This window comes from Mesorhizobium onobrychidis, from assembly GCF_024707545.1.
GTDB classification, from domain to species: Bacteria; Pseudomonadota; Alphaproteobacteria; order Rhizobiales; family Rhizobiaceae; genus Mesorhizobium; species Mesorhizobium onobrychidis.
The window spans coordinates 737183-757471 of sequence record NZ_CP062229.1; the positions used below are offsets into that span (position 1 = coordinate 737183).

Annotated in this window: 17 protein-coding genes, 1 tRNA gene and 1 pseudogene; 11 read left to right on the forward strand and 8 right to left on the reverse strand. The window is 61.7% G+C overall.

The annotated features are described in order from the left end of the window. Positions 1-126: 126 nt before the first annotated feature. On the forward strand, positions 127-348 hold the full coding sequence (locus IHQ72_RS03555) for an antibiotic biosynthesis monooxygenase (RefSeq protein WP_258121201.1): 222 nt from the start codon (positions 127-129) through the stop codon (positions 346-348). A 123-nt stretch (positions 349-471) separates the two neighbouring features. Here IHQ72_RS03555 and IHQ72_RS03560 read toward each other — a convergent pair whose 3' ends face one another. Continuing rightward, on the reverse strand, positions 472-1278 hold the full coding sequence (locus IHQ72_RS03560; RefSeq protein WP_258121202.1) for an undecaprenyl-diphosphate phosphatase: 807 nt from the start codon (positions 1276-1278) through the stop codon (positions 472-474). A gap of 162 nt (positions 1279-1440) precedes the next feature. On the opposite strand from IHQ72_RS03560, the gene IHQ72_RS03565 reads away from it, so the two are divergent. From IHQ72_RS03565 to IHQ72_RS03610, 10 genes are all read left to right on the forward strand, one after another. Continuing rightward, positions 1441-2133, forward strand: coding sequence for a glutathione S-transferase family protein (locus IHQ72_RS03565; RefSeq protein WP_258121203.1), 693 nt, complete (start codon positions 1441-1443; stop codon positions 2131-2133). Then, positions 2114-3274, forward strand: coding sequence for a tRNA epoxyqueuosine(34) reductase QueG (queG, locus tag IHQ72_RS03570; RefSeq protein ID WP_258121204.1), 1161 nt, complete (start codon positions 2114-2116; stop codon positions 3272-3274). Before IHQ72_RS03565 ends, queG begins: the two co-directional genes overlap by 20 nt. Next, on the forward strand, positions 3271-4176 hold the full coding sequence (locus IHQ72_RS03575; protein ID WP_258121205.1) for an SDR family oxidoreductase: 906 nt from the start codon (positions 3271-3273) through the stop codon (positions 4174-4176). The genes queG and IHQ72_RS03575 overlap by 4 nt, the downstream gene beginning before the upstream one ends. Positions 4177-4235: 59 nt before the next feature. Beyond that, on the forward strand, positions 4236-5327 hold the full coding sequence (gene mepA, locus IHQ72_RS03580; RefSeq protein ID WP_258121206.1) for a penicillin-insensitive murein endopeptidase: 1092 nt from the start codon (positions 4236-4238) through the stop codon (positions 5325-5327). Positions 5328-5695: 368 nt separating this feature from the next. After that, positions 5696-6715 (forward strand): glucokinase, encoded by a 1020-nt coding sequence (locus IHQ72_RS03585; RefSeq protein ID WP_258121207.1) that lies wholly within the window; start codon positions 5696-5698, stop codon positions 6713-6715. Positions 6716-6842: 127 nt separating this feature from the next. Further along, the gene (locus IHQ72_RS03590) at positions 6843-8696 is read left to right on the forward strand and encodes an ABC transporter ATP-binding protein (protein ID WP_258121208.1); all 1854 of its coding nucleotides are present in this window, start codon (positions 6843-6845) and stop codon (positions 8694-8696) included. After that, positions 8693-9535, forward strand: a complete 843-nt coding sequence (gene dapB, locus IHQ72_RS03595; protein WP_258121209.1) for a 4-hydroxy-tetrahydrodipicolinate reductase — start codon at positions 8693-8695, stop codon at positions 9533-9535. Before IHQ72_RS03590 ends, dapB begins: the two co-directional genes overlap by 4 nt. 32 nt (positions 9536-9567) lie before the next feature. After that, the gene (locus tag IHQ72_RS03600; RefSeq protein WP_258121210.1) at positions 9568-10188 is read left to right on the forward strand and encodes a 2,3-bisphosphoglycerate-dependent phosphoglycerate mutase; all 621 of its coding nucleotides are present in this window, start codon (positions 9568-9570) and stop codon (positions 10186-10188) included. 81 nt (positions 10189-10269) lie between these two features. Further along, positions 10270-10354, forward strand: a tRNA-Leu gene (locus IHQ72_RS03605). Positions 10355-10603: 249 nt separating this feature from the next. Next, a complete protein-coding gene (locus IHQ72_RS03610) occupies positions 10604-11026 on the forward strand; it encodes a site-specific integrase (protein WP_258121211.1) in 423 nt (140 codons plus the stop codon). Positions 11027-12086: 1060 nt separating this feature from the next. Here IHQ72_RS03610 and IHQ72_RS03615 read toward each other — a convergent pair. The 7 genes and pseudogenes from IHQ72_RS03615 to IHQ72_RS03645 form a co-directional block, all read right to left on the reverse strand. Beyond that, positions 12087-13361: an RNA polymerase sigma factor gene (locus IHQ72_RS03615; protein ID WP_258121212.1), complete on the reverse strand. Its 1275-nt coding sequence runs from the start codon at positions 13359-13361 to the stop codon at positions 12087-12089. Positions 13362-13392: 31 nt separating this feature from the next. Beyond that, positions 13393-13743, reverse strand: coding sequence for a YciI family protein (locus IHQ72_RS03620; protein WP_027156019.1), 351 nt, complete (start codon positions 13741-13743; stop codon positions 13393-13395). A 404-nt stretch (positions 13744-14147) separates the two neighbouring features. Beyond that, positions 14148-15218: an adenylate/guanylate cyclase domain-containing protein gene (locus IHQ72_RS03625; RefSeq protein ID WP_258121213.1), complete on the reverse strand. Its 1071-nt coding sequence runs from the start codon at positions 15216-15218 to the stop codon at positions 14148-14150. Between the two features lie 3 nt (positions 15219-15221). Continuing rightward, positions 15222-15713: a Rab family GTPase gene (locus IHQ72_RS03630; protein ID WP_258121214.1), complete on the reverse strand. Its 492-nt coding sequence runs from the start codon at positions 15711-15713 to the stop codon at positions 15222-15224. Between the two features lie 16 nt (positions 15714-15729). Continuing rightward, a complete protein-coding gene (locus tag IHQ72_RS03635) occupies positions 15730-18795 on the reverse strand; it encodes an OmpA family protein (protein WP_258121215.1) in 3066 nt (1021 codons plus the stop codon). 7 nt (positions 18796-18802) lie between these two features. After that, complete coding sequence (locus tag IHQ72_RS03640) at positions 18803-19468, reverse strand: coiled-coil domain-containing protein (protein ID WP_258121216.1); 666 nt, start codon at positions 19466-19468, stop codon at positions 18803-18805. 607 nt (positions 19469-20075) lie between these two features. After that, positions 20076-20227: pseudogene (locus IHQ72_RS03645) on the reverse strand (IS110 family transposase); the annotation flags it as partial. Positions 20228-20289: the final 62 nt, after the last annotated feature.

Here is a 20289-nt window from a genome sequence, read left to right on the forward strand (position 1 = left end):
CCCAAAAGTGCGCAGCGGTTTTGGGACAACGACATGCATAAAAATAAGAACTTAAAGCGCGTTGCATGAATCGCTTCAGATGCGACGCGCTTTAGAATATTGCGCTCAAAGTGATCGGAGGAAGCTATGACTGCCTACAACGTAGTCCGCTTTCGTCCGAAGCCAGGCAAGGAACAGGCCTTCATCGAGGCGCATGAGAATATCTCCCTTGACGCGACGGGCTTTCGTAAGGGCGCCTTGATCAAGACCGGCGACCGCACATTCTGTATGATCGGCGAGTGGAAGGACATGGACCGCCGCGCCGCCGCGCGGGCCCTCCATGATCGCCATTCTCGACAGGTTCCGTGATCTGCTTGAAGACCTCGGTGGCGATCTCGGCGTGACGGAACCGTCTCGGGGTTAGTTGTTGCGGAAGTGGCTTAAGGAGCCCAATCAGCGACGGCCGAATGGCGATAAACTAACTGTGCCGCCTCACCCCCAGACGAACAGCGCCGCCAGGCCGACGGTGCCAATGACCAGCCGCCACCAGCCGAACAGCGAATAGCCGTGGCGCGAGACGTAGTTGAGCAGGAAGCGCACGACGATAAGCGCCGCGACGAAGGCCGCGATGAAACCGGCGGCGATGACCGGCAGATCGGCGCTGGTCAGCACATTGCGGTTCTTGAAGAGGTCGAAGGCGAAGGCGCCGACCATCGTCGGCATGGCGAGGAAGAAGGAGAATTCCGCAGCCGCCCGTTTGTCGACGCCCAGAAGCAGCGCGCCGACGATCGTCGAGCCGGAGCGCGACGTGCCGGGGATCAGCGAAAGGCACTGGAACAGTCCGATCTGCAGATAGAGCCTGAGCGGAAACCGCTCGACGTCATGGTAGAGCGGCTTCGGCTTGAAGCGATCCACCCACAGCAGGACCAGGCCGCCGATGATCAGCATGACGCAGATCAGCCTCGGCGATTCAAACAGCACCGTCTTGATGAAGCCATGCGCCAGCGCGCCGATGACGGCCGCCGGCAGGAAGGCGACGAGGATGCCGAGGACGAAATGCCGCGTCACCCGATCACGCGGCAGATCAATCAGCATCTGCCACAGACGATGGAAATAGACGCTGAGGATAGCCAGTATGGCGCCGAGCTGGATCAGGATCTCGAAGGCCTTGCCGGTCGAATGGAAGCCGAGAAAATGGCCGGCAAGCAGGATATGGCCGGTTGACGAGACCGGAATGAACTCAGTCATGCCCTCGATCATCCCGAGCAGCAGCGCTTCGACGATGGTCTGGCTTTCCATGGCAACCTCGGCGTTCGAGTGAGGGCTTGAAGAACGGCTTGCTTGTCATGGCGCGGAACTCCTCCTATAGGTCGCAGCACCCTGACGTCCCTCTGAATCGGGGCGGCCAAGACTTACCGGCGCAGCCGGCGATTTGCCAGTGCGCTCTATTATCGCGGGACCATGCTGACGCTTTTCCACCACCCGATGTTCGCCACCTGCCGATTCGTGCGCCTCGCTTTCGGCGAATATGGCGAAGAGCTGGCGCTGATCGAGGAAAAGCCGTGGATGCGGCGCAAGGAGTTCCTGGCGCTGAACCCGGCCGGCACGCTGCCGATTCTGCTTGCCGAGGGCGACGTGCCGGTCGTCGGCGCCATGGTCATCGCCGAATATCTCGATGAGACGCGCGGCGTGCTCAAGCGCGACAAGCGGCTGTTCGCCGAGGACCCGATGGGGCGCGCCGAAATCCGCCGGCTGACCGACTGGTATCTCAGCAAGGCGGATAGCGAGGTGACTCGGCACCTGGTGCGCGAACGGGTGCTGAAGCCGGTCATGCCGGAAACGGCGGGCGGCGGCTCGCCCGATTCGGCGGCGATCCGTGCCGCCCGCGCCAATATCCGCCAGCACATGAAATACACCAACTGGCTGGCCGGCACACGCCATTGGCTGGCCGGCAACAAGGTCACCTATGCCGACCTCGCGGCTGCGGCTGCGCTGTCCGTGCTCGACTATCTCGGCGAGATCGACTGGCACGAACACGCTGCCGCGCGCGAATGGTATGCACGAGTGAAATCACGGCCATCGTTCCGGCCGCTTTTGTCCGACCGGGTGCGCGGCCTGTCGCCGGTGTCACATTATGCGGACCTCGATTTCTAGAGCGCAAAACCTGCGCGCGCTGATCGACCGCGAGGCGCGGCGCGCCGGTTTCGATGCCGTTGCCGTCACCACGCCAAATGCCATCCCGCAGGCGCCGGCCCGGCTTGCCGAATTCGTCGCCGACGGCTTCCATGGCTCGATGGGCTGGATCGCCGAGACGCTCGAACGCCGCGGCGAGCCGACGGCACTTTGGCCTGAGGTTCGCTCCATCATCGTGCTGGCCATGAACTACGGCCCCGAGCACGACCCGCGCGCGGTCCTAGTGAAGCGCGACCGCGGCGCGATCTCCGTCTATGCGCAGAACCGCGATTACCACGACGTGATGAAAGGCAGGCTGAAAGAAATCGCCGGCAAGATCGTGGCGCGTGCCGGCGGCGACGTAAAAGTGTTCGTCGATACTGCTCCGGTGATGGAAAAGCCGCTGGCAGAAGCCGCCGGTCTCGGCTGGCAAGGCAAGCACACCAATCTGGTCAGCCGCGAGCACGGCTCCTGGCTGTTCCTCGGCACCATCTTCACGACCGCCGAGCTTGCGCCCGATTTGCCGGAGGACGACCATTGCGGCTCGTGTCGCGCCTGTCTCGACGTCTGCCCGACCGACGCCTTTCCGGCACCCTACCGGCTCGATGCACGACGCTGCATCTCCTATCTCACCATCGAGAACAAGGGCCTGATCCCGCATGAATTTCGGGAAAAAATCGGCAACCGCATCTATGGCTGCGACGACTGCCTGGCCGCCTGCCCGTGGAACAAGTTCGCCCAGGCGGCATCCGAGGCAAAGCTCGTCGCCCGCGCGGACTTGCGCGAACCGCCGCTCGCCGATCTCTTGGCGCTCGATGACGCTGCCTTCCGTGCACTCTTTGTCGGTTCGCCGATCAAGCGCATCGGTCGCGACCGCTTTGTCCGCAATGTGCTGATCGCCGCCGGCAATTCCGGCGATGCCTCGCTCGGCAACGCCGTGCGTGCACTGCTCGGCGATGCCTCGCCGCTGGTGCGCGGCGCGGCGGTGTGGGCGCTGTCACGGCTTGTACCTGAGACCGAATTTGCCAGATGTGCCACCGCTGCATTGAAAGCAGAAAGCGACGAGACCGTGCAACGCGAATGGCGCCTGGCGCTGGCAGATCAAATCGAGGCGCATGCATGAGCCAGAAGCAGATCTTCATTTTCGGCGCCGGCTATTCGGGCAAGGCATTTGCCCGCGCCAACAGGGATGCCGTCACGATCCTTGGCACGACACGCGCGTCGGAGAAATTCGAAGCGCTGCGGCAGGCCGGAATCCAGCCGCTGCTTTTCGACGGCGCGCTGACGCCCGAAATCAGCGACGCGCTCAAAAAAACAACCCATCTCGTCGTCTCGGTGGCGCCGGAAGAGGCCGGCGATCCAGTGCTGAATGCGGCGCGCGGGACAATCGCGGCGGAGATGCCGGCGCTCGAATGGATCGCCTATCTCTCCACCGTCGGCGTCTATGGCGACCATGGCGGCGGCTGGGTCGACGAGACTGCCGCATGCCAGCCGGTGTCGAAGCGCTCGGTGATGCGTGTCGCCGCCGAGCAGGATTGGCTGAAGCTGGGTCGGGACATCGGCCGGCCGGTGGCGATCCTGCGGCTTTCCGGCATTTACGGGCCGGGCCGCAATGCCCTGGTCAATCTGGAAAATGGCACCGCGCGGCGGCTGGTCAAACCGGGCCAGGTGTTCAACCGTATCCATTGTGACGACATTGCGGGAGCGCTTTGGCATCTGACCAGAGTCAATCGCGGCGGCATCTTCAACGTCACCGACGACCTGCCGGCGCCGCCGCAGGACGTCGTCGCCTATGCCGCAGGGCTGATGGGCGTCACACCGCCGCCGGAAATTCCGTTCGAGACCGCCCAGCTTTCGCCCATGGCGCGGTCCTTCTATGGCGAGAACAAGCGTGTCGCCAACGCAGCGATCAAGGCGGCCGGCTATCGCTTCCGCTTTCCCGACTACCGCAGGGCATTCGACCGTATGTGGGCTGAGGGCAACTGGCGCGACGGCGAGGCGCGCAGCCCGATGAAGCGGTCGTGATCGAAACCGCGCGCCGGGCGTGATATGATTCGACTTAATTCGCAGAGGGGTTCTGCCTCATGAAAACGTTGAAGCGATCGTTGCCCGGTAGAAGGCTGCTGCTGACAGCAGCACTCGCCGTCCTCGCCCTGACGGGGCTTGCAGCGCGACCTGCGGCGGCCGAAGAGCTGGCGAAAAACCTGTTCGGCGCCAAAAAGCTGCCGGCCGTGGCTGCGCCGCAGTCCATCGGTTTTTATTCCAAGGGCTGCTTTGCCGGCGGCGTCGCCATTCCCCTGGACGGCCCGAAGTGGGAGGTGATGCGGCCTTCGCGCAACCGCCGCTGGGGCCATCCGACAATGATCGCGCTGATCGAGAAACTGTCGCGCGACGCCGCGGCCGACGGCTGGCCCGGCCTGCTGGTCGGCGACATTTCGCAGCCGCGCGGCGGCCCGATGCTGACCGGCCATGCCTCGCACCAGATCGGCCTCGACGCCGACATCTGGCTGACGCCGATGCCCGACCGCAAGCTTTCGCTCGAGCAGCGCGAAAACATGAGCGCCACCTTGCTTGTCGACGAAAAGACCCACCTGGTGAAAGATGCGCTCTGGGTGCCGGCGCATATGCGGCTCCTGAAGCGCGCGGCAAGCTACGCGGAAGTCGAGCGCATCCTGGTCAATCCCGGCATCAAGAAGAAGCTCTGCGACACGGTGAAAGGCGACCGCGCATGGCTGCGCAAGGTCAGGCCGTTCTGGGGCCACGACTATCACTTCCACATCCGCATCGGCTGCCAGCTCGGCTCGCCCAATTGCAAAGCGCAGGAAAACACGGCGCCCGGCGACGGCTGCGACCAGTCGCTGGCATGGTGGTTCACCGAGGAACCGTGGCGTCCCAACAAGAACCCGGATAGGCCGAAAGCGCGCGACGTGATGACCATGGCGAGCCTGCCCGCAGCATGCCAGGCCGTGCTCGATGGGCCAGATCCGGCTTCGGCGGAGGCGGTCACCTATTATGGCGACGGCGTGCCGGTCGCGGCTGCACCCGTTCTCACGAAGGCTCCGGCGCCGGCGCGGGCATCCGCAAGCGGCGCGGCAGCGCTCCCGGCCTCGGTCAACGCCTTCGCGGCAACGCCCGAGATTGGCATTCCATTGCCGCGACCGCGACCGGGGAACTGAGGCGTTCGATCGAGCGCCTTGCCCCGGCCTGCGGGAAGTCCACGCCGCGAGGGACGGTTGAGGCCAGAAGAGCCGGGTGAAGTACCGCCATGCCGTTCAACGCAGCAGCGCTCGAAAGTCACGGCATGGATCCTAGGGTCTACGCGACGTCGCTTCGCTCCTGCTCCGCCCTAGGATCCATGCCGTTACAGTAGTCGAGGAGTGCAGCGATCCAGTGGTTGCTTGCGCGTCCGTCTAAGCTACATCTGACCCCATCTTGCTCTGAATCTTGGGCGCCGCATTTCGAAAACCGATTTCCCTTTCCCGGGTCATGCGCTAGTCAACGAAAGAACGGCGGAACGCCACTGGGAACCGGGACGGACGAGAGCATGCCAGGCGACGACGACACAGCGCTGCAGTTTCCGGTCCTGATCGGAGACATTGGCGGCACCAATGCGCGCTTTTCGATCGTGCTCGACGCTAACTCGGAACCAACCGAACCGCAGATCGTCCAGACCGCCAATTTCAACACGATCGACGAGGCGATCCAGGCGGCGGTGCTCGACCGCTCGTCGGTCCGGCCCAACTCCGCGGTGCTGGCGGTGGCCGGTCCGGTCGATAGCGACGAGATCCCGCTCACCAACTGTCCGTGGATCGTCAAGCCGAGAAAGATGTTTGCCAGCCTCGGCCTCAGCGACGTCGTGGTGCTCAATGACTTCGAGGCGCAGGCGCTGGCCGTCGTGGCGCTCGGCGAAGAGCATATGGAAAAGATCGGCGGCGATGCCCCGGAGCTTAATGCCGGACGGGTGGTGCTCGGTCCCGGAACCGGGCTTGGCGTTGCCGGCCTGGTCCACGCGCTGAACCACTGGATTCCGGTGCCCGGCGAGGGGGGGCACATGGACATCGGGCCACGCTCTCCGCGCGATTTCCAGGTCTTTCCGCATATCGAGAAGCTCGAGGGCAGAATCTCCGGCGAACAGATCCTGTCCGGACGCGGCCTAGTCAATGCCTACCGGGCGGTGGCCAAGGCGGACGGCAAGCCGGCGCCCTTCACCACGCCGGCCGAGATCACCGCGGCGGCACTGGCGAAGTCAGATCCGGTGGCCGAGGAAGCGCTGTCGATGTTCGTCACCTGCCTCGGGCGCACCGCCGGCGACCTCGCGCTGGTGTTCATGAGCCGCGGCGGCGTCTTCCTGACCGGCGGCATCGCGCAGAAAATCCTGCCGGCGCTGAAGACAGGCAATTTCCGCGCCGCCTTCGAGGACAAGGCGCCACACAGCGAGCTGATGCGCACCATGCCCGTCTATGTGATCACCCATCCGCTGGCAGCGCTTTCCGGCCTTGCCGCCTATGCCAGAAACCCGTCGCTATTCGGCGTCCAGACCGCGGGGCGGCGCTGGCGGGCCTAGATGACGACCGAAGCCGCGGCGAAGTTTTGCCGGCCTCTGCCATAGGCAAGCCGCCGCCGGGGCGCTAAGAGGATTGCCGAATTGGCCCGGCCGCGGAGCCGAACCGACATCACGGAACGATCCCGACTTGAACCAGTCGCCAAACCACCAAGCCAAAGCCCGGCCCGGCGAGATCGTAGCGGTGATCCGCCGCATCATCGCCGAGAACAGCCGCGACTATCGCTGGTATTATGTTCTGGCCGTTCTGTGCCTGGTGACGGTTGCGGCCACGACCGCTTTCACCGCCTGGATCATGAAGGATGTCGTCGACCAGATCTTCTATGAGCAGCGCGGCGATCTCATCGCGCTGATCTGTCTATCGATCCTGGGCGCCTTCATGCTGCGCGGGCTGGCCACCTACGGCCAGGCGGTGACGCTGGCCAGGATCGGCAACAATCTGGTGGCCCGATACCAACGCCGCATCTTCGCTCATCTGATGAAGCTCGGCATCGGTTTCTTCAACGACACGCGCTCGGGACGGCTGGCCGCACAGATCAACGAGAACGTCAACGGCATCCGCGACCTGCTGTCGATGACGCTGACATCAGTGGCACGCGACGCCGTATCGCTCATCGCGCTGATCGGCGTCATGATCTGGCAGGATCCGATGCTCTCCTTGATGTCGCTGCTGATCGGGCCGCCGCTGATCTACACCGTCGTCTACCTCACCCGCAGAATAAGGCGCGCCACGCGCGAAGCCGTGCAGATAAACTCGCGGCTGATCGGCGCCATGCAGGAAGCAACGCAAGGCATCGCCATCGTCAAGGCGTTTACGCTGGAGGACGAGCTGTCGCGCCGCGTCAGCGGCCTTGTCGACGGTGCCGAGCAACGGGCAAACCGCATCGCCCGCGTCTCGGAACGGTTGACGCCGATCTCCGAAATGCTGGCCGGCTTCGCCGTCGCCGGCGTCATCGCCTATTCAGGCTATCGGGCGGCCGTCGGCGGCCAGCCGCCTGGCGCGGTCTTTGCCTTCATCACCGCATTGCTGCTCGCCTACGACCCGGCCCGGCGGCTGGCGCGCATGCAGGTCGGCATGGAACGGGCGCTGGTCAATGCACGCATGATCTACGAGCTGCTCGACCTCGAGCCGCAGCAAGGCGACGCGCCCGGAGCGGCCGAAGCGAAGATCACCAGGGGCGAGGTGCGTTTCAACAATGTGTCGTTCGGCTATGTCGCCGACGCTCCGGTGCTGCAGGATCTCAGCTTCGTCGCCGCCGCCGGCAAGATGACGGCCATCGTCGGCGCCTCGGGCGCCGGCAAGTCGACGCTGGTGGCGCTTCTGCAGCGTTTCCACGATGTCGAGGCGGGCAGCATCGAGGTCGACGGCCAGGACATTTTAGTGGTGACCAAGCAGTCGCTGCGCCGCTCCATCGCCTATGTCTCGCAGCAGCCCTATCTGTTCGAAGGCACCATTCGCGACAATATCCGCTACGGACGGCTGAGCGCCAGCGACGCCGAGATCGAGCTGGCCGCACGACAGGCCGAGGCCGATGGCTTCATCCGCCAGCAGCCGCTAGGCTATGACACCCCTGTCGGTGAAGGCGGCCTGACGCTGTCGGGCGGCCAGCGCCAGCGCCTGTCGATCGCCCGCGCCATCGTGCGGCAGGCGCCGATCCTGCTGCTCGACGAGGCGACCTCGGCGCTCGACAACGAGGCCGAAGCGCGCGTCCAGCAGGCGCTGACCAAGGTGATGCGAGGGCGCACGACCATCGTCATCGCGCACCGGCTGTCGACGGTTGTCAATGCCGACCACATCATCGTGCTGGAACAGGGCCAGTTGGTCGAGCAAGGCACGCACGCCTCGCTGATGGCCGACCCGCACAGCGTCTATGCCCGTTTCCACCGGGTGCAGGGCAACAAGGGGCTGGGGCTTGTCGACGACGGCAAGCCAATCCAAACTCCGCTGCGGCGCGCGAAAAAAGCGATTGGGAGAAATTTATGAGCGGTACGGCCACAAACGACCCCCCCGTCAATGAAATGGGCCTGGTGGTGGTCGGCGCGGCCGGCCGCATGGGCCAGGCGCTGATCCGCGCCATCCACACCATTCCGGGGGCACGTGTCGCCGGCGCGATCGAGCGGCCCGGCTCGCCACATCTCGGCAAGGATGCCGGCGAGCTTGCCGGCATCGGCACTATCGGCGTGGCGATCGGCGACGATCCGCTGCCGGCCTTCGCCAAGGCCGACGGCGTGCTCGATTTCACGAGCCCGACAGCAACAGTCGAATTCGCTGGCTACGCGGCGCAGGCGCGCATCGCCCATGTCATCGGCACCACCGGCTGCTCGGCGGACGACAATGCAAAGATAGCGGCGGCGGCGCGCCACGCGACGATCGTCAAGTCAGGCAATATGAGCCTCGGCGTCAATCTGCTGGCGGTGCTGGTGGAGCAGGCGGCGCGCGCGCTCGATGCCGACGATTTCGACATCGAAATCCTCGAAATGCATCACCGGCACAAGGTCGACGCGCCCTCGGGAACGGCGCTGCTGCTCGGTGAAGCCGCCGCCACCGGGCGCGGCATCGATCTTGACGGGAACAGCGTGCGGTCGCGTGACGGCCACACCGGCGTGCGAAAGGCGGGCTCGATCGGCTTCGCCACACTGCGGGGCGGCTCGGTGGTCGGCGACCATTCCGTGGTGCTGGCCGGCACCGGCGAGCGCATCACGCTCGCCCATCATGCCGAGGACCGGGCGATCTTCGCCCGCGGCGCGGTCAAGGCCGCACTGTGGGCACGCGGCAGGAAGCCGGGACTGTATTCGATGCGGGACGTGCTCGGACTCGCCTGAGACGATCTGATCCACAAACTGAAGGAGCAAAAATGTCGGGAACTCTCGTGCTCGTGCGCCATGGCCAGAGCGAATGGAACCTGAAGAACCTTTTCACCGGCTGGCGCGATGTCGACCTGACCGAATTAGGCCACGCCGAGGCCAAGGAGGCGGGCGCCAAGCTGAAGGCGCGCGGCATGAAGTTCGACATCGCCTTCACGTCGTCGCTGATCAGGGCGCAGAAGACCTGCCAGCATATTCTCGATGCCGTCGGCCAGAGCGATCTCGAGACGATCCGCGACCAAGCGCTGAACGAGCGCGACTATGGCGACCTCTCCGGCCTCAACAAGGACGACGCGCGCCAGAAATGGGGCGAGGAGCAGGTGCATGTCTGGCGCCGCTCCTACGACGTGCCGCCGCCCGGTGGCGAAAGCCTGAAGGACACCGGCGCGCGCGTCTGGCCCTATTATCTGCACGACCTGCAGCCGCATGTGCTGCGCGGCGGCACCGTGCTGGTGGCGGCGCACGGCAATTCGCTGCGCGCGCTGATCATGGCGCTGGACGGCAAGTCGGGTGAGGAGATCGTCAGACTGGAGCTCGGCACCGGCGTGCCGGTCATCTACAAGCTCAACGCCGATTCGACCGTGGCTTCGAAGGAAGTGCTGGAGGGGTGAGCCGGCGCGCGGGCGTGTTTCTTGATTGAGCAAAAAAGCGCGTTGACACTCGCCCCTTGCCCGCCTAAAGAGCCCGCACCAGCCCAGATGGCGGAATTGGTAGACGCGCACGGTTCAGGTCCGTGTTCCGCAAGGAGTGGAGGTTCGAGTCCTCTTCTGGGCACCATCTATCTGCTAAGAGCCTGATTTCTTTCAGGTTCTGATTTTTCTGATCCAGTTCGGCCCAGTTGTAACAGTGACTGTTATAGTCAGGGCTCGAACAGGATGTCGAAACTCCCCGAACGGATGATGAGGCGAAGCGGCACCCTCTACTGCCGAATTTGGGCGGGCAATCGGTGAGGGGCAGCCTGATCTTTCGCTGGGCGATCTTCGTGCAGGCAATTTTCGGCAGGCGGAGAATCCTGAGGCGTCTGGCTTGGGCAGTTCCCTGCCGACGGCACCAGCCGCCAAGCCGATCTCGCTCGACGAACTCTTCGAGCGCTGGGAGGCGGAAACCGATCCGAGTGGCCGCACACTGTCCAGCTGGCGCGGCATCATGCGCGACCTCAAATCATTCGTCGGGGACAAGGCGGACGACATTACTCGCATCGCGGCCGAGGGTATCGTCGGCTGGAAAGACAAGCTCGTCAAAGCCAACAAGGCGGCGGCAACCATTGCGCGAGGCTATCTCGGCAGCGCCCCTGCGCTGTTCAGGTTTGCCGTGGCGAACAGGCTCGCGGCCTCCGATCCCTCCCAGGGCATCAAGGTCGCGCGCAAGACGAAGGCGGGCAAGAAGATGCTCGGCTACAGCGGCGAGGAGGCGGCTCGTCTGCTGGACCTGGCCAGCAATGCTTCCTAGCCCTCGAAGAAGTGGCTCCCCTGGTTGGCCGCCGCGACAGGCTCGCGGATTGGGGAGGTGGCATAGCCGCATGGTAGCCACGTATTTGCGGAAGACGGATTTCAAGTCGTCAAGATAACGCCTGCCAGCGACGCCAGCAGCCTCAAGAAATGTAGAAAGTGCAAGGACCGTGCCGATCCATCCCGCACTTATCACAGCTGGATTCCTGGAATTCGTGGCGGAGAAGGGAACAGGGCCCACTCTTCTATGGCCGCTCCTCAGGCGATCCAAAGCGAAAGCATGCCTCGAAAGGCGTTGCCAACCGGCTGGCCACATGGATTCGAGCGAACGGGTTTTCCGATCGACGCAAAGCGCCGAATCATGCGCTCAGGCACTGGTTCAAGACCGAAGCGTCAAGGGTTGGCATTTCTGACAGCGTGGCCGACGCCATTCAGGGCCACACCGACAGCAGTTCCTCGGGTGTCTACAGTCATATCGGCTTGGCCCTGATGGCATCAGCGCTCGAGAAGATCGAACTGCCGCCGCGCCGCAGCGTGTCCTTAGACGCTTAGAGAGCTACACGTCCGCGCTGGAGCAAGCTCGTAACCTCCTGATTGCGCAAGAGCGGTCATCGCCGAACCACTACTCAGACGTCGCATTTAGGGCCGTTCTCGTTGCCGGCCAGCCTCGACTGAGGCGACACTTCGCGGGATGGCGCGAATGTTTGGTACGACATGAGGCGGCACCCCAGCGAAGATCCGCAAAATACTAGAAATTTGGATCTTCGCTTAGTCGCATTATGGAATGTCGGTTTTTGTCCTCAATCCCGCCACAGATGACAATTCCTGGTACTTCCACGTCTCACCGATGCTGACCTTGCAGCATTACAAAACGAAGGTCTGGAACGGGCCGATTTGCGGACGGGCGGCTTCAGGCTGCGGATCTTCAAGAGCGGACATTCACCGGGTCGGGTGGGACAGCGGACGTTCAGCGATATCCACGTCAGACCTTACACAGGGAAATGACAAAAGCCCCGGAAGCGGTCGATCCGGGGTCGACCATGTCCTTGTCTGATCAGGGATTATGATGACATCGCTGCGTCGGCCGCCTCGGCGGCGCGCCGTCTCAGCAGGTCATGTTCCCGCCTGTTGCCCGCCAGCGTCGCGGCCGCTTCGAACGCGGCGCGCGCCTCCTCGTAACGGCCGAGCTTGTGGAGTAGGTCGCCGCGAACGCTCGGCAGCAGGTGATAGCCTTTGAGCGCCGGCTCGCGCGCAAGGCGGTCCACGATCACCAGCGCCACTTCTGGGCCCTCGGCCATACCGACGGCAACCGCGCGGTTGAGGTCGATGATTGGCGAGCGCACGACAGCCGCCAGTTCCGCATAAAGTCCGGCGATGCGCGACCAGTCGGTATCGCCCGCCGTCCTCGCCTGGGCGTGGCAGGCGATAATCGTCGCCTGGAGGACGTAAATGCCGCCGGCTCCGCCTAATTCGCGTGCTCGCCCGAGCGCCTGCATCCCGCGCCGGATCTGGAGATGGTCCCAGAGTGCGCGGTTCTGGTCCAGCATGAGGATTGGCTCGCCCCCTGCATCAGTACGCGCCGCCGTGCGCGAGGCGTTCAGCTCCATCAGAGCGAGCAGTCCATGGGCTTCCGGCTCGTGTGGCACGATGGAGGTGAGCACGCGGCCCATGCGAAGCGCTTCATTACAGAGCTGGGGGCGCAGCCAGTCCTCGCCGCTCGCCGCGGTGTAGCCTTCGTTGAAGATGAGGTAGACGACCTCCAGCACCGAGGAGAGCCGCTTTGAGAGCTCCTCGCCGCTTGGGGTCTCGTAGGCCAGCCCCGATTCCGAAAGAGTCCGCTTCGCGCGCACGATGCGCTGGGCGATCGTCGCCTCCGGCAGCAGGAAGGCCCTGGCGATCTCCTCGGTTGTCAGGCCGCAGATCATCCGCAGTGCCAGCGCCGCGCGCGCCTGGTGCGACAGTCGCGGGTGACAGGCGGTGAAGATGAGCCGAAGCAGTTCATCGCCTATGTCGTCGTCCAGGGCCGAGTCGAGGTCGGGCATGGCCTGCTGCTCCTCCTCCATGTCCCAGGTGATAATGTCGTGCTTGCGCGCGAGCATCCGGCTGCGGCGCAGATGATCCAGGGCCCGGCGCTTGGCGGTCGCCATCAGCCAGGCGCCGGGTTTTTCTGGAACGCCTGTGGCGGGCCACCGCTCAAGGGCGGCCAGCAGGGCTTCCTGCGTCAAATCCTCGGCCAACGGCACATCGCGCAGCATCCTCGCCAGACTGGTGATCAGCCGGGGCTGCTCGATCCGCCACACGGCGAGGATCGTGCGATGGGCGTCGGCGACCGTCATGGCCGCCGACCACGTCTGCAGGAACGTCACCTCAAGGGCCGGCAAACGCGCGGACCTCGCACGTGCCCTCCCAATCCGGCATGAAATCCTTGTGGAGCTGCATGAACTCGACCGCCGACGCCACAGCCTCTTCCTTGTTCCGGAACTCCATGATCGCGTAGCCCCCGATGACCTCCTTCGCCTCGACGAACGGGCCATCGATCACGCTGAGCTTCCCATCGGCGATGCGCACCTGCGCGCCCATCGCGACCGGCGTGAGCCCGCCCATGTCGACCATGCGGCCGGCCTTGATTTCCCGGTCGGCGAGCTTGTTCATCGCCTCGATGAGTTCCGCCGTTGGCGGTCCGGCGTGGGCGGAAGTGACGAACGACATGAAGCGCATTTGAGAACTCCTCCTGAGGCGAGCCGCGGACGTGATGGCCGCTGAACAGTCTCGCTAATAAGTCGACGAACCAGCCCCCCGCGGATCGACATGCGCTTTGAATAAAATCACGCCCGGGCTCTAAAGACGATGGGCGAGTGAACAGGCCCGATTGACCAACCCCATCTAACCCCGACAACTCGTCCAGTGTCGTGAGTTGCGTTGCCGCGTCAATTTTGGCGGCTAGGAGGCTGCTTGCGCATTCTTACGGGGCAGTGGTTCTAACTTCCGCTGAATGGCCGGTTCTGACCCAGGACAGACCTTTGGCGGTCGCTCGGTGGTCGACTGCACCTCTGCGGACATTCGAAACCATGATGTTGCTTGAGATGCAATGCGCTCCAGGGTCGGCACTGCCAAGCGGCAAATCAGGCCGGGAGCCGCCACATTCGCACACGACCTGTACCACGCAATTCCGTTTCCGCGAGTGGGTCGCAAGCAAAATCTGGTCCAAGCAGTTTGCGAGTTGCATCCGAAATACGGATTTCATCGGGCTCTGCGGACGTTTGAATACGTGCGGCGAGATTAACGGTCTCGCCCCACAGGTCATAGGCAAACCGCCTTTTGCCTATGACGCCCGCGACGATTGGCCCTGAGTGAATTCCAATTCTGAGTCTTATCGGTTCTCCTGCGAAGCGTTCGCGCTTAACCGCCTTCCGCAGTTCAAGTGCATAGTGCGCAAGGGCTTCAGCATGATCGGATCGCGCGACGGGCAGGCCAGCGACCACCATCACACAATCGCCGATTGTCTTGATCTTTTCGCAGCCGTATCGTTCCGAGAGCAGATCCGCCGCCTTGAAGAAGTAATTTAGAATAGCGAGCGTTGTCTCGGCTCCGACGCTCCGCGCTCTTTCCGTAAAGCCGACGATGTCGGCAAAAAGCACACTCACGTCAGCATGGTTGTCTGCAATTTGTTCGTCCGCTTTTAACCGCTCCGCGATCGACGCCGGAAGAATGTTGAGGAGTAGGCTTTCGGCGCGCTGGTATTCACGCGACAATCCCTCTTGGCTCTGCCTCAACGCCTCGTTCGTCAATTGTAATTTTTCGTTGAGTTGACGCTCCCTCTCTTGCAGGAGTGTCATTTCATAAGCCTTCTGTTGAAGCCGCTGCCTATTGTCGCGTTCGGCAGTGGCGTCAAGAAAGAGCAGCCATACGCAGGCATTGTCAGCAAAAAGATGAAGGTCCGCGACACGCCCGCTGGGCAGTTCGACCATGGCCATATGATATGGAAGCTCCGGGCAAGGCAGCAAACCTTCCATGAATTCAAGCTGCTCGGCAACAGGCTTACCAATGCGAAGTGATGAGAGGCCGTAATGTTCAACACTACCGCCCTTCGCAGCTATGCAATGCTGGGCGTCAATTTTCAGATATGCGACAGAGTGCTCGTTGTAGAAGAAATTGTAAATCCAGCTTCTGACTTCTCTTGGCAATCCATGCATGGTCTATTTGGTGACCATCGAAGCAAGCTGACGAAACGCATCGTCAACATGTTCACCCGAAAGCGCACTTGTTAGATAGATTTGCCATCCAAGTTGCCTCAGTTCGTTAATCTCATTATCCGATATTGCCCACCGATCGGCCAGATCGGATTTGTTCAACAGCAATACGAACGGCATAGCGCCGAATTCGGCCTCGGCCCGCTCGCGCAGCGTGAGCGCCACCGCTAGGGTAGCGGCGCGGGTTCCATCGACGACAAGCACAAGCCCGCTCGCGCCTCGCACATAGCTGACGCGGAACGAGCCGATATCGTCTTCGCCGGCCAAATCCCACAAGATCAGATCCACGGTTTTATCCGGCAATACAACACTCTTCTTGTCGATTTTCACTCCCACCGTGGTCAAGTAGGTTTCTGAAAAGATGCTTTGCACAAACCTGCGAACCAGACTCGTCTTTCCGACAGCGAACCCGCCCAACATGCAGATCTTCTTTTGCAATATCCTGGGCTCCGCCCTAGTGGAAGTTTACCGTAACCGAAACTCTGCGATTGGCGGAGCTCCCGGTTCGGCTATTTTCAGTCTCCGCTGGCTCAAAGGTGCCCGCGCCGCGAACCAAGAGCAATTCCGGATCGACGCCGCGCTGCTTGAGAAGCGCACGAACTGTCTCCGCGCGGGCGGCGCTGATCGACAACTTGGCCGTTTCACGGCCCGTCGTGTCCGAATGGCCGGTCAACATGAACTGTGCTGTTACGCCTGCCTTGCGGGCGTCCTTGGCCAATTCCTTCAACTGATTCGCCAATTTGTCGAGAACCGGCAGTTGCTCTGGTCCCGGTACAGCCTTGCCAGAATCGAAGAAAATGTCGACCGCTTGAATAGCCTCCCTCAAATGAGTGAGTTCCTGAGGGGTCAACTCACGCAGCTCGGAGATTTCTAGAGTGAGTCCGTCCGCGGACAGCTGTTGGGCGGCGACCCGCGCCCGGTTTATCCAGGCGGCAGGAGCTTCACCCACGACAACGATGCGATCCTTGATGATCATAAGCCGAACCGATTTCGGCGGAGTCAGCGACGCCACCAGCCGCTTCAGCACGAACTTCGGATCAAGGCTCTGATAGAATTGCCACTGCGAATGAACGCGAGCAGGATCAACCCCTGTTCCGGACAGCAGAGCCTGCGGGTCGGCGGCCTGTGGGTCTCTCAGGCCGGAAATATAGAAGTGTCCGCCCCTCGCCGTTTGTTGGGCGACGATGATTCCCGGTTGGGCCTCAAGTCGCGACACATAATGCTGCCAGTGCTCCGCCGCGCGTGCTTCGGGGCTCACATCACGAACCTTGGAGATGTCGAATTCCGGTCCGCCTGCCGAAAGCTGTCGGGCCGCTGCGCGCGCCCGATCTATCCAGGTGTCGGGAGCCTCACCCTCGGCAACGATGCGATCCTCGACGATCGAAAGCCGAACCGATTTCGGCGGAGCCAGCGACGCCGTTAGCCGCTTCAACACGAACTCCGGCTCAAGGCTCTGATAGAATTGCCACTGTGAATGAACGCGGGCGGGATCGACCTGCGTTCCGGACAACAGCGACTGCGGGTCGGCGGCAAGCGGGTCTCTCAGGCCGGCAATATAGAATTGTCCGCCCCTCGCCGTTTGTTGGGCGACGATGATTCCCGGTTGGACCTCAAGTCGCGACACATAAGTCTGCCAGTGCTCCGCCGCGCGTGCTTCGGGGCTCACATCACGAACCTTGGAGATGTCGAATACCGGTCCGCCTGCCGAAAGCTGTCGGGCCGCTACGCGTGCCCGATCTATCCAGGTGTCGGGAGCCTCACCCTCGGCAACGATGCGATCCTCGACGATCGAAAGCCGAACCGATTTCGGCGGAGCCAGCGACGCCGTTAGCCGCTTCAACACGAACTCCGGCTCAAGGCTCTGATAGAATTGCCACTGTGAATGAACGCGGGCGGGATCGACCTGCGTTCCGGACAACAGCGACTGCGGGTCGGCGGCAAGCGGGTCTCTCAGGCCGGCAATATAGAATTGTCCGCCCCTCGCCGTTTGTTGGGCGACGATGATTCCCGGTTGGACCTCAAGTCGCGACACATAAGTCTGCCAGTGCTCCGCCGCGCGTGCTTCGGGGCTCACATCACGAACCTTGGAGATGTCGAATACCGGTCCGCCTGCCGAAAGCTGTCGGGCCGCTACGCGTGCCCGATCTATCCAGGTGTCGGGAGCCTCACCCTCGGCAACGATGCGATCCTCGACGATCGAAAGCCGAACCGATTTCGGCGGAGCCAGCGACGCCGTTAGCCGCTTCAACACGAACTCCGGCTCAAGGCTCTGATAGAATTGCCACTGTGAATGAACGCGGGCGGGATCGACCTGCGTTCCGGACAACAGCGACTGCGGGTCGGCGGCAAGCGGGTCTCTCAGGCCGGCAATATAGAATTGTCCGCCCCTCGCCGTTTGTTGGGCGACGATGATTCCCGGTTGGACCTCAAGTCGCGACACATAGGCCTGCCAGCGCTGCCCGGATTGCCAGGAAAGAAGGAGCCAACCGCCTGCCGGAATCAAAACCAGCAGGACAGCAGCCACCACCAGCCACGGAAATCCCTGGTTAGAGTCCTCCTGCTTCAGTTCAACGCAGGTCTGCAACTGCGTCTCTACGCCGGCCAACTGCGAACTGTCGCCGTCAAACTGCTCTAAAGCCTGTGAGCATTCATCATGGATGCGAAGCAACACATCGCGAACTATTTCATGTAATTCCTCTGGCGGATTTCCCCGGATCACCGCAACCAAGGTCGCAAACGGTCCAACTTCTGACCAGAGACGAAGCTCCCCAAAACGGATAGTGTCCAGGCCGCTCTGTTCTTTCTCGTTAAATGAGTCTTTCACAAAATCTTGAATTGCGCTAAGCATCGAAGAAATGAGTTGCGGATCTTCGCTCGTTGCATTATCGGCAGTTACATGCGCTATCAAAAGCCCGGAATTGCGGTTAATCAGAAAGACATGCTCTACACGATAGACAAGCGAATGCTTAAGAACAACTTCTGAGAAGCTTGCACCCGTTCTCCAAGCTTCAAATCTCCACTTGAGCCCATGCCAGGTAAATATATGTCTTAAAGTTTCATTCAGCGACTGAAAGGTCTGATCGATCTTTTCCCCGATCGACTTGCGAATTGCCGGCAGAAACACCGGGTATAATATATCCGTAAGCGTACGCGGGCTCTTCTGGATGGACCGTTGCACGGCCCTCTCGACAGCTGGCGCAAGTGCCTCGCCGAGTTGCGCATGAGGCGCACGTGCGGCTGCACTGGGGAGAACACCCCCCACTGCAGCCGCAAGCTGCTCAGGTTCGTCGAGCAGCTGCGTAACTCGTGAAAGCTCCGAAATTTCGCGGCCGACCAGCAACTGGCGCAGCGTTTCCATGCGAGGATCGGCGGTTGGAACTCCGTGGAAACGCGCACGATAGTCCGGATCGACGTTCCGGGCAATTTCGACCAAAAGACTAGCCAGCGCCTCGCGATCAATCTCTGTATCGTTCGAAGCTGCTCTTTGAGGAAGGCTGATTGGGTCGACGGTCGACGTCAAGTTCCGATCAACTCACTTTCCAACTACGTTCCGAGTTGCTCTTGCTGCCGGCGGGATCCTGATTTAGACATTTTGCAACCTCGACAAACAGGCCAGCCAAAAGATTTCGGTCGGTCTTTACGTTGCTGAGATCGGAAAACATTTTCTCCATTAGCATCTGAATGCTTTCATTCTTTTGCTTGATTTCCTCACGCAGCAATTGATCGCTTCGATTTATCCGGTCCGCAACTTCGCGCTCAAGCTCGCTCAATTGATCCGACAACGCGCGCACCTGCTTTTCAAGCGCCTGATTTTGCTCGCGAAGATTCCGGTCAATCTCCTTGTCGGCCTCGGCTCGTGCATCTTTTTCGTTCCGCAATTGCGCCGCGAGCGATTCGACCTGCTTCTTTGCATTTGACTCGTACATTTCAAGATTGCGCTTGGCCTCGGATTCGACATCCTTGAAGCGCTGCAAGAACCGTTCTTCAAGCTTGGAAAAACGGCGGTCATAGTCCTGCATCTGGTTGCCGAACAGCAGATCACGTATCTTGTCGACACCTACAGCGTCGCCGGAGACCCCGCTCTCGCGAGCCTGGACCCCCATGAAGGCCAGCCCGTTTCCGTCTGCATTACTTATCAGATTTTCGTCCGCTTTATTTGCTGAAGAAGCGGTACTCGAAGATTCCTTAGCCATCCTTATGCCCCTTCATTTGAACACCTGCGACAGTGCAAAACTCAAAAACGCCCAAGCATGTCAGCAAAATACCCGGCTCGCAAGCCGGAATCTTCTTGACTTAAGCCAATTCGTGCGTCCCTTTTACATCTCTTCGACTAGCAGCAAATGCACGAGTTCCGATTGGTGTCGCTCTCGCATCTCTTTGTGATAGCAGCCATAACCGCCTAATCTAATCGACCATTTGACGCAATCTACTATCGAAATGAGTAATACAATGTCCGGCTATAGCTACTGGAGCGCAATTAAGTAGCGCGGACTCATTAGAAGTATCTAAATTAGCTGATCTGGCGGTGCACATACTGTCTCGCACCCGACTGTATACTGCGACGATCCGCTTCCGATGCGGGCCCAACGGTAGAAGGAAGGTCTTCTTTCGCACGGAGAATGGCTGTTCGAGAATGCACCTCGGAATCGAGGCGTTTCGGTCGACAGGAGGGGAGCAATAGTCCCAATAACTGCAGTCATTCACACCAAAGCTTCAGTGGGCTTGCATTCATTGCGCCCCCGATTGCAAAAGACGTCAGTTTGCCGTAGCTGTTGCACTCATACGGTGCCAGGGACCGCAGCTTGTGGTCATGGCGCCGACTCCGGGGATCAAGATGAATATGCGGCATGCTTGGCTTTGACGGGCATCTGCGACAGCTGGCGCCCAAGCTCGGCGGCACGGATGCGACTGCTGCGCCAGGCTTCCAACATCGGTAGCACGACAGGAGCAAGCTCGCTCTGCAGCCAAATGGCGTCGCGGCGGCTCGGAAGAGTTCGCAGGAGACTGGTTGGAC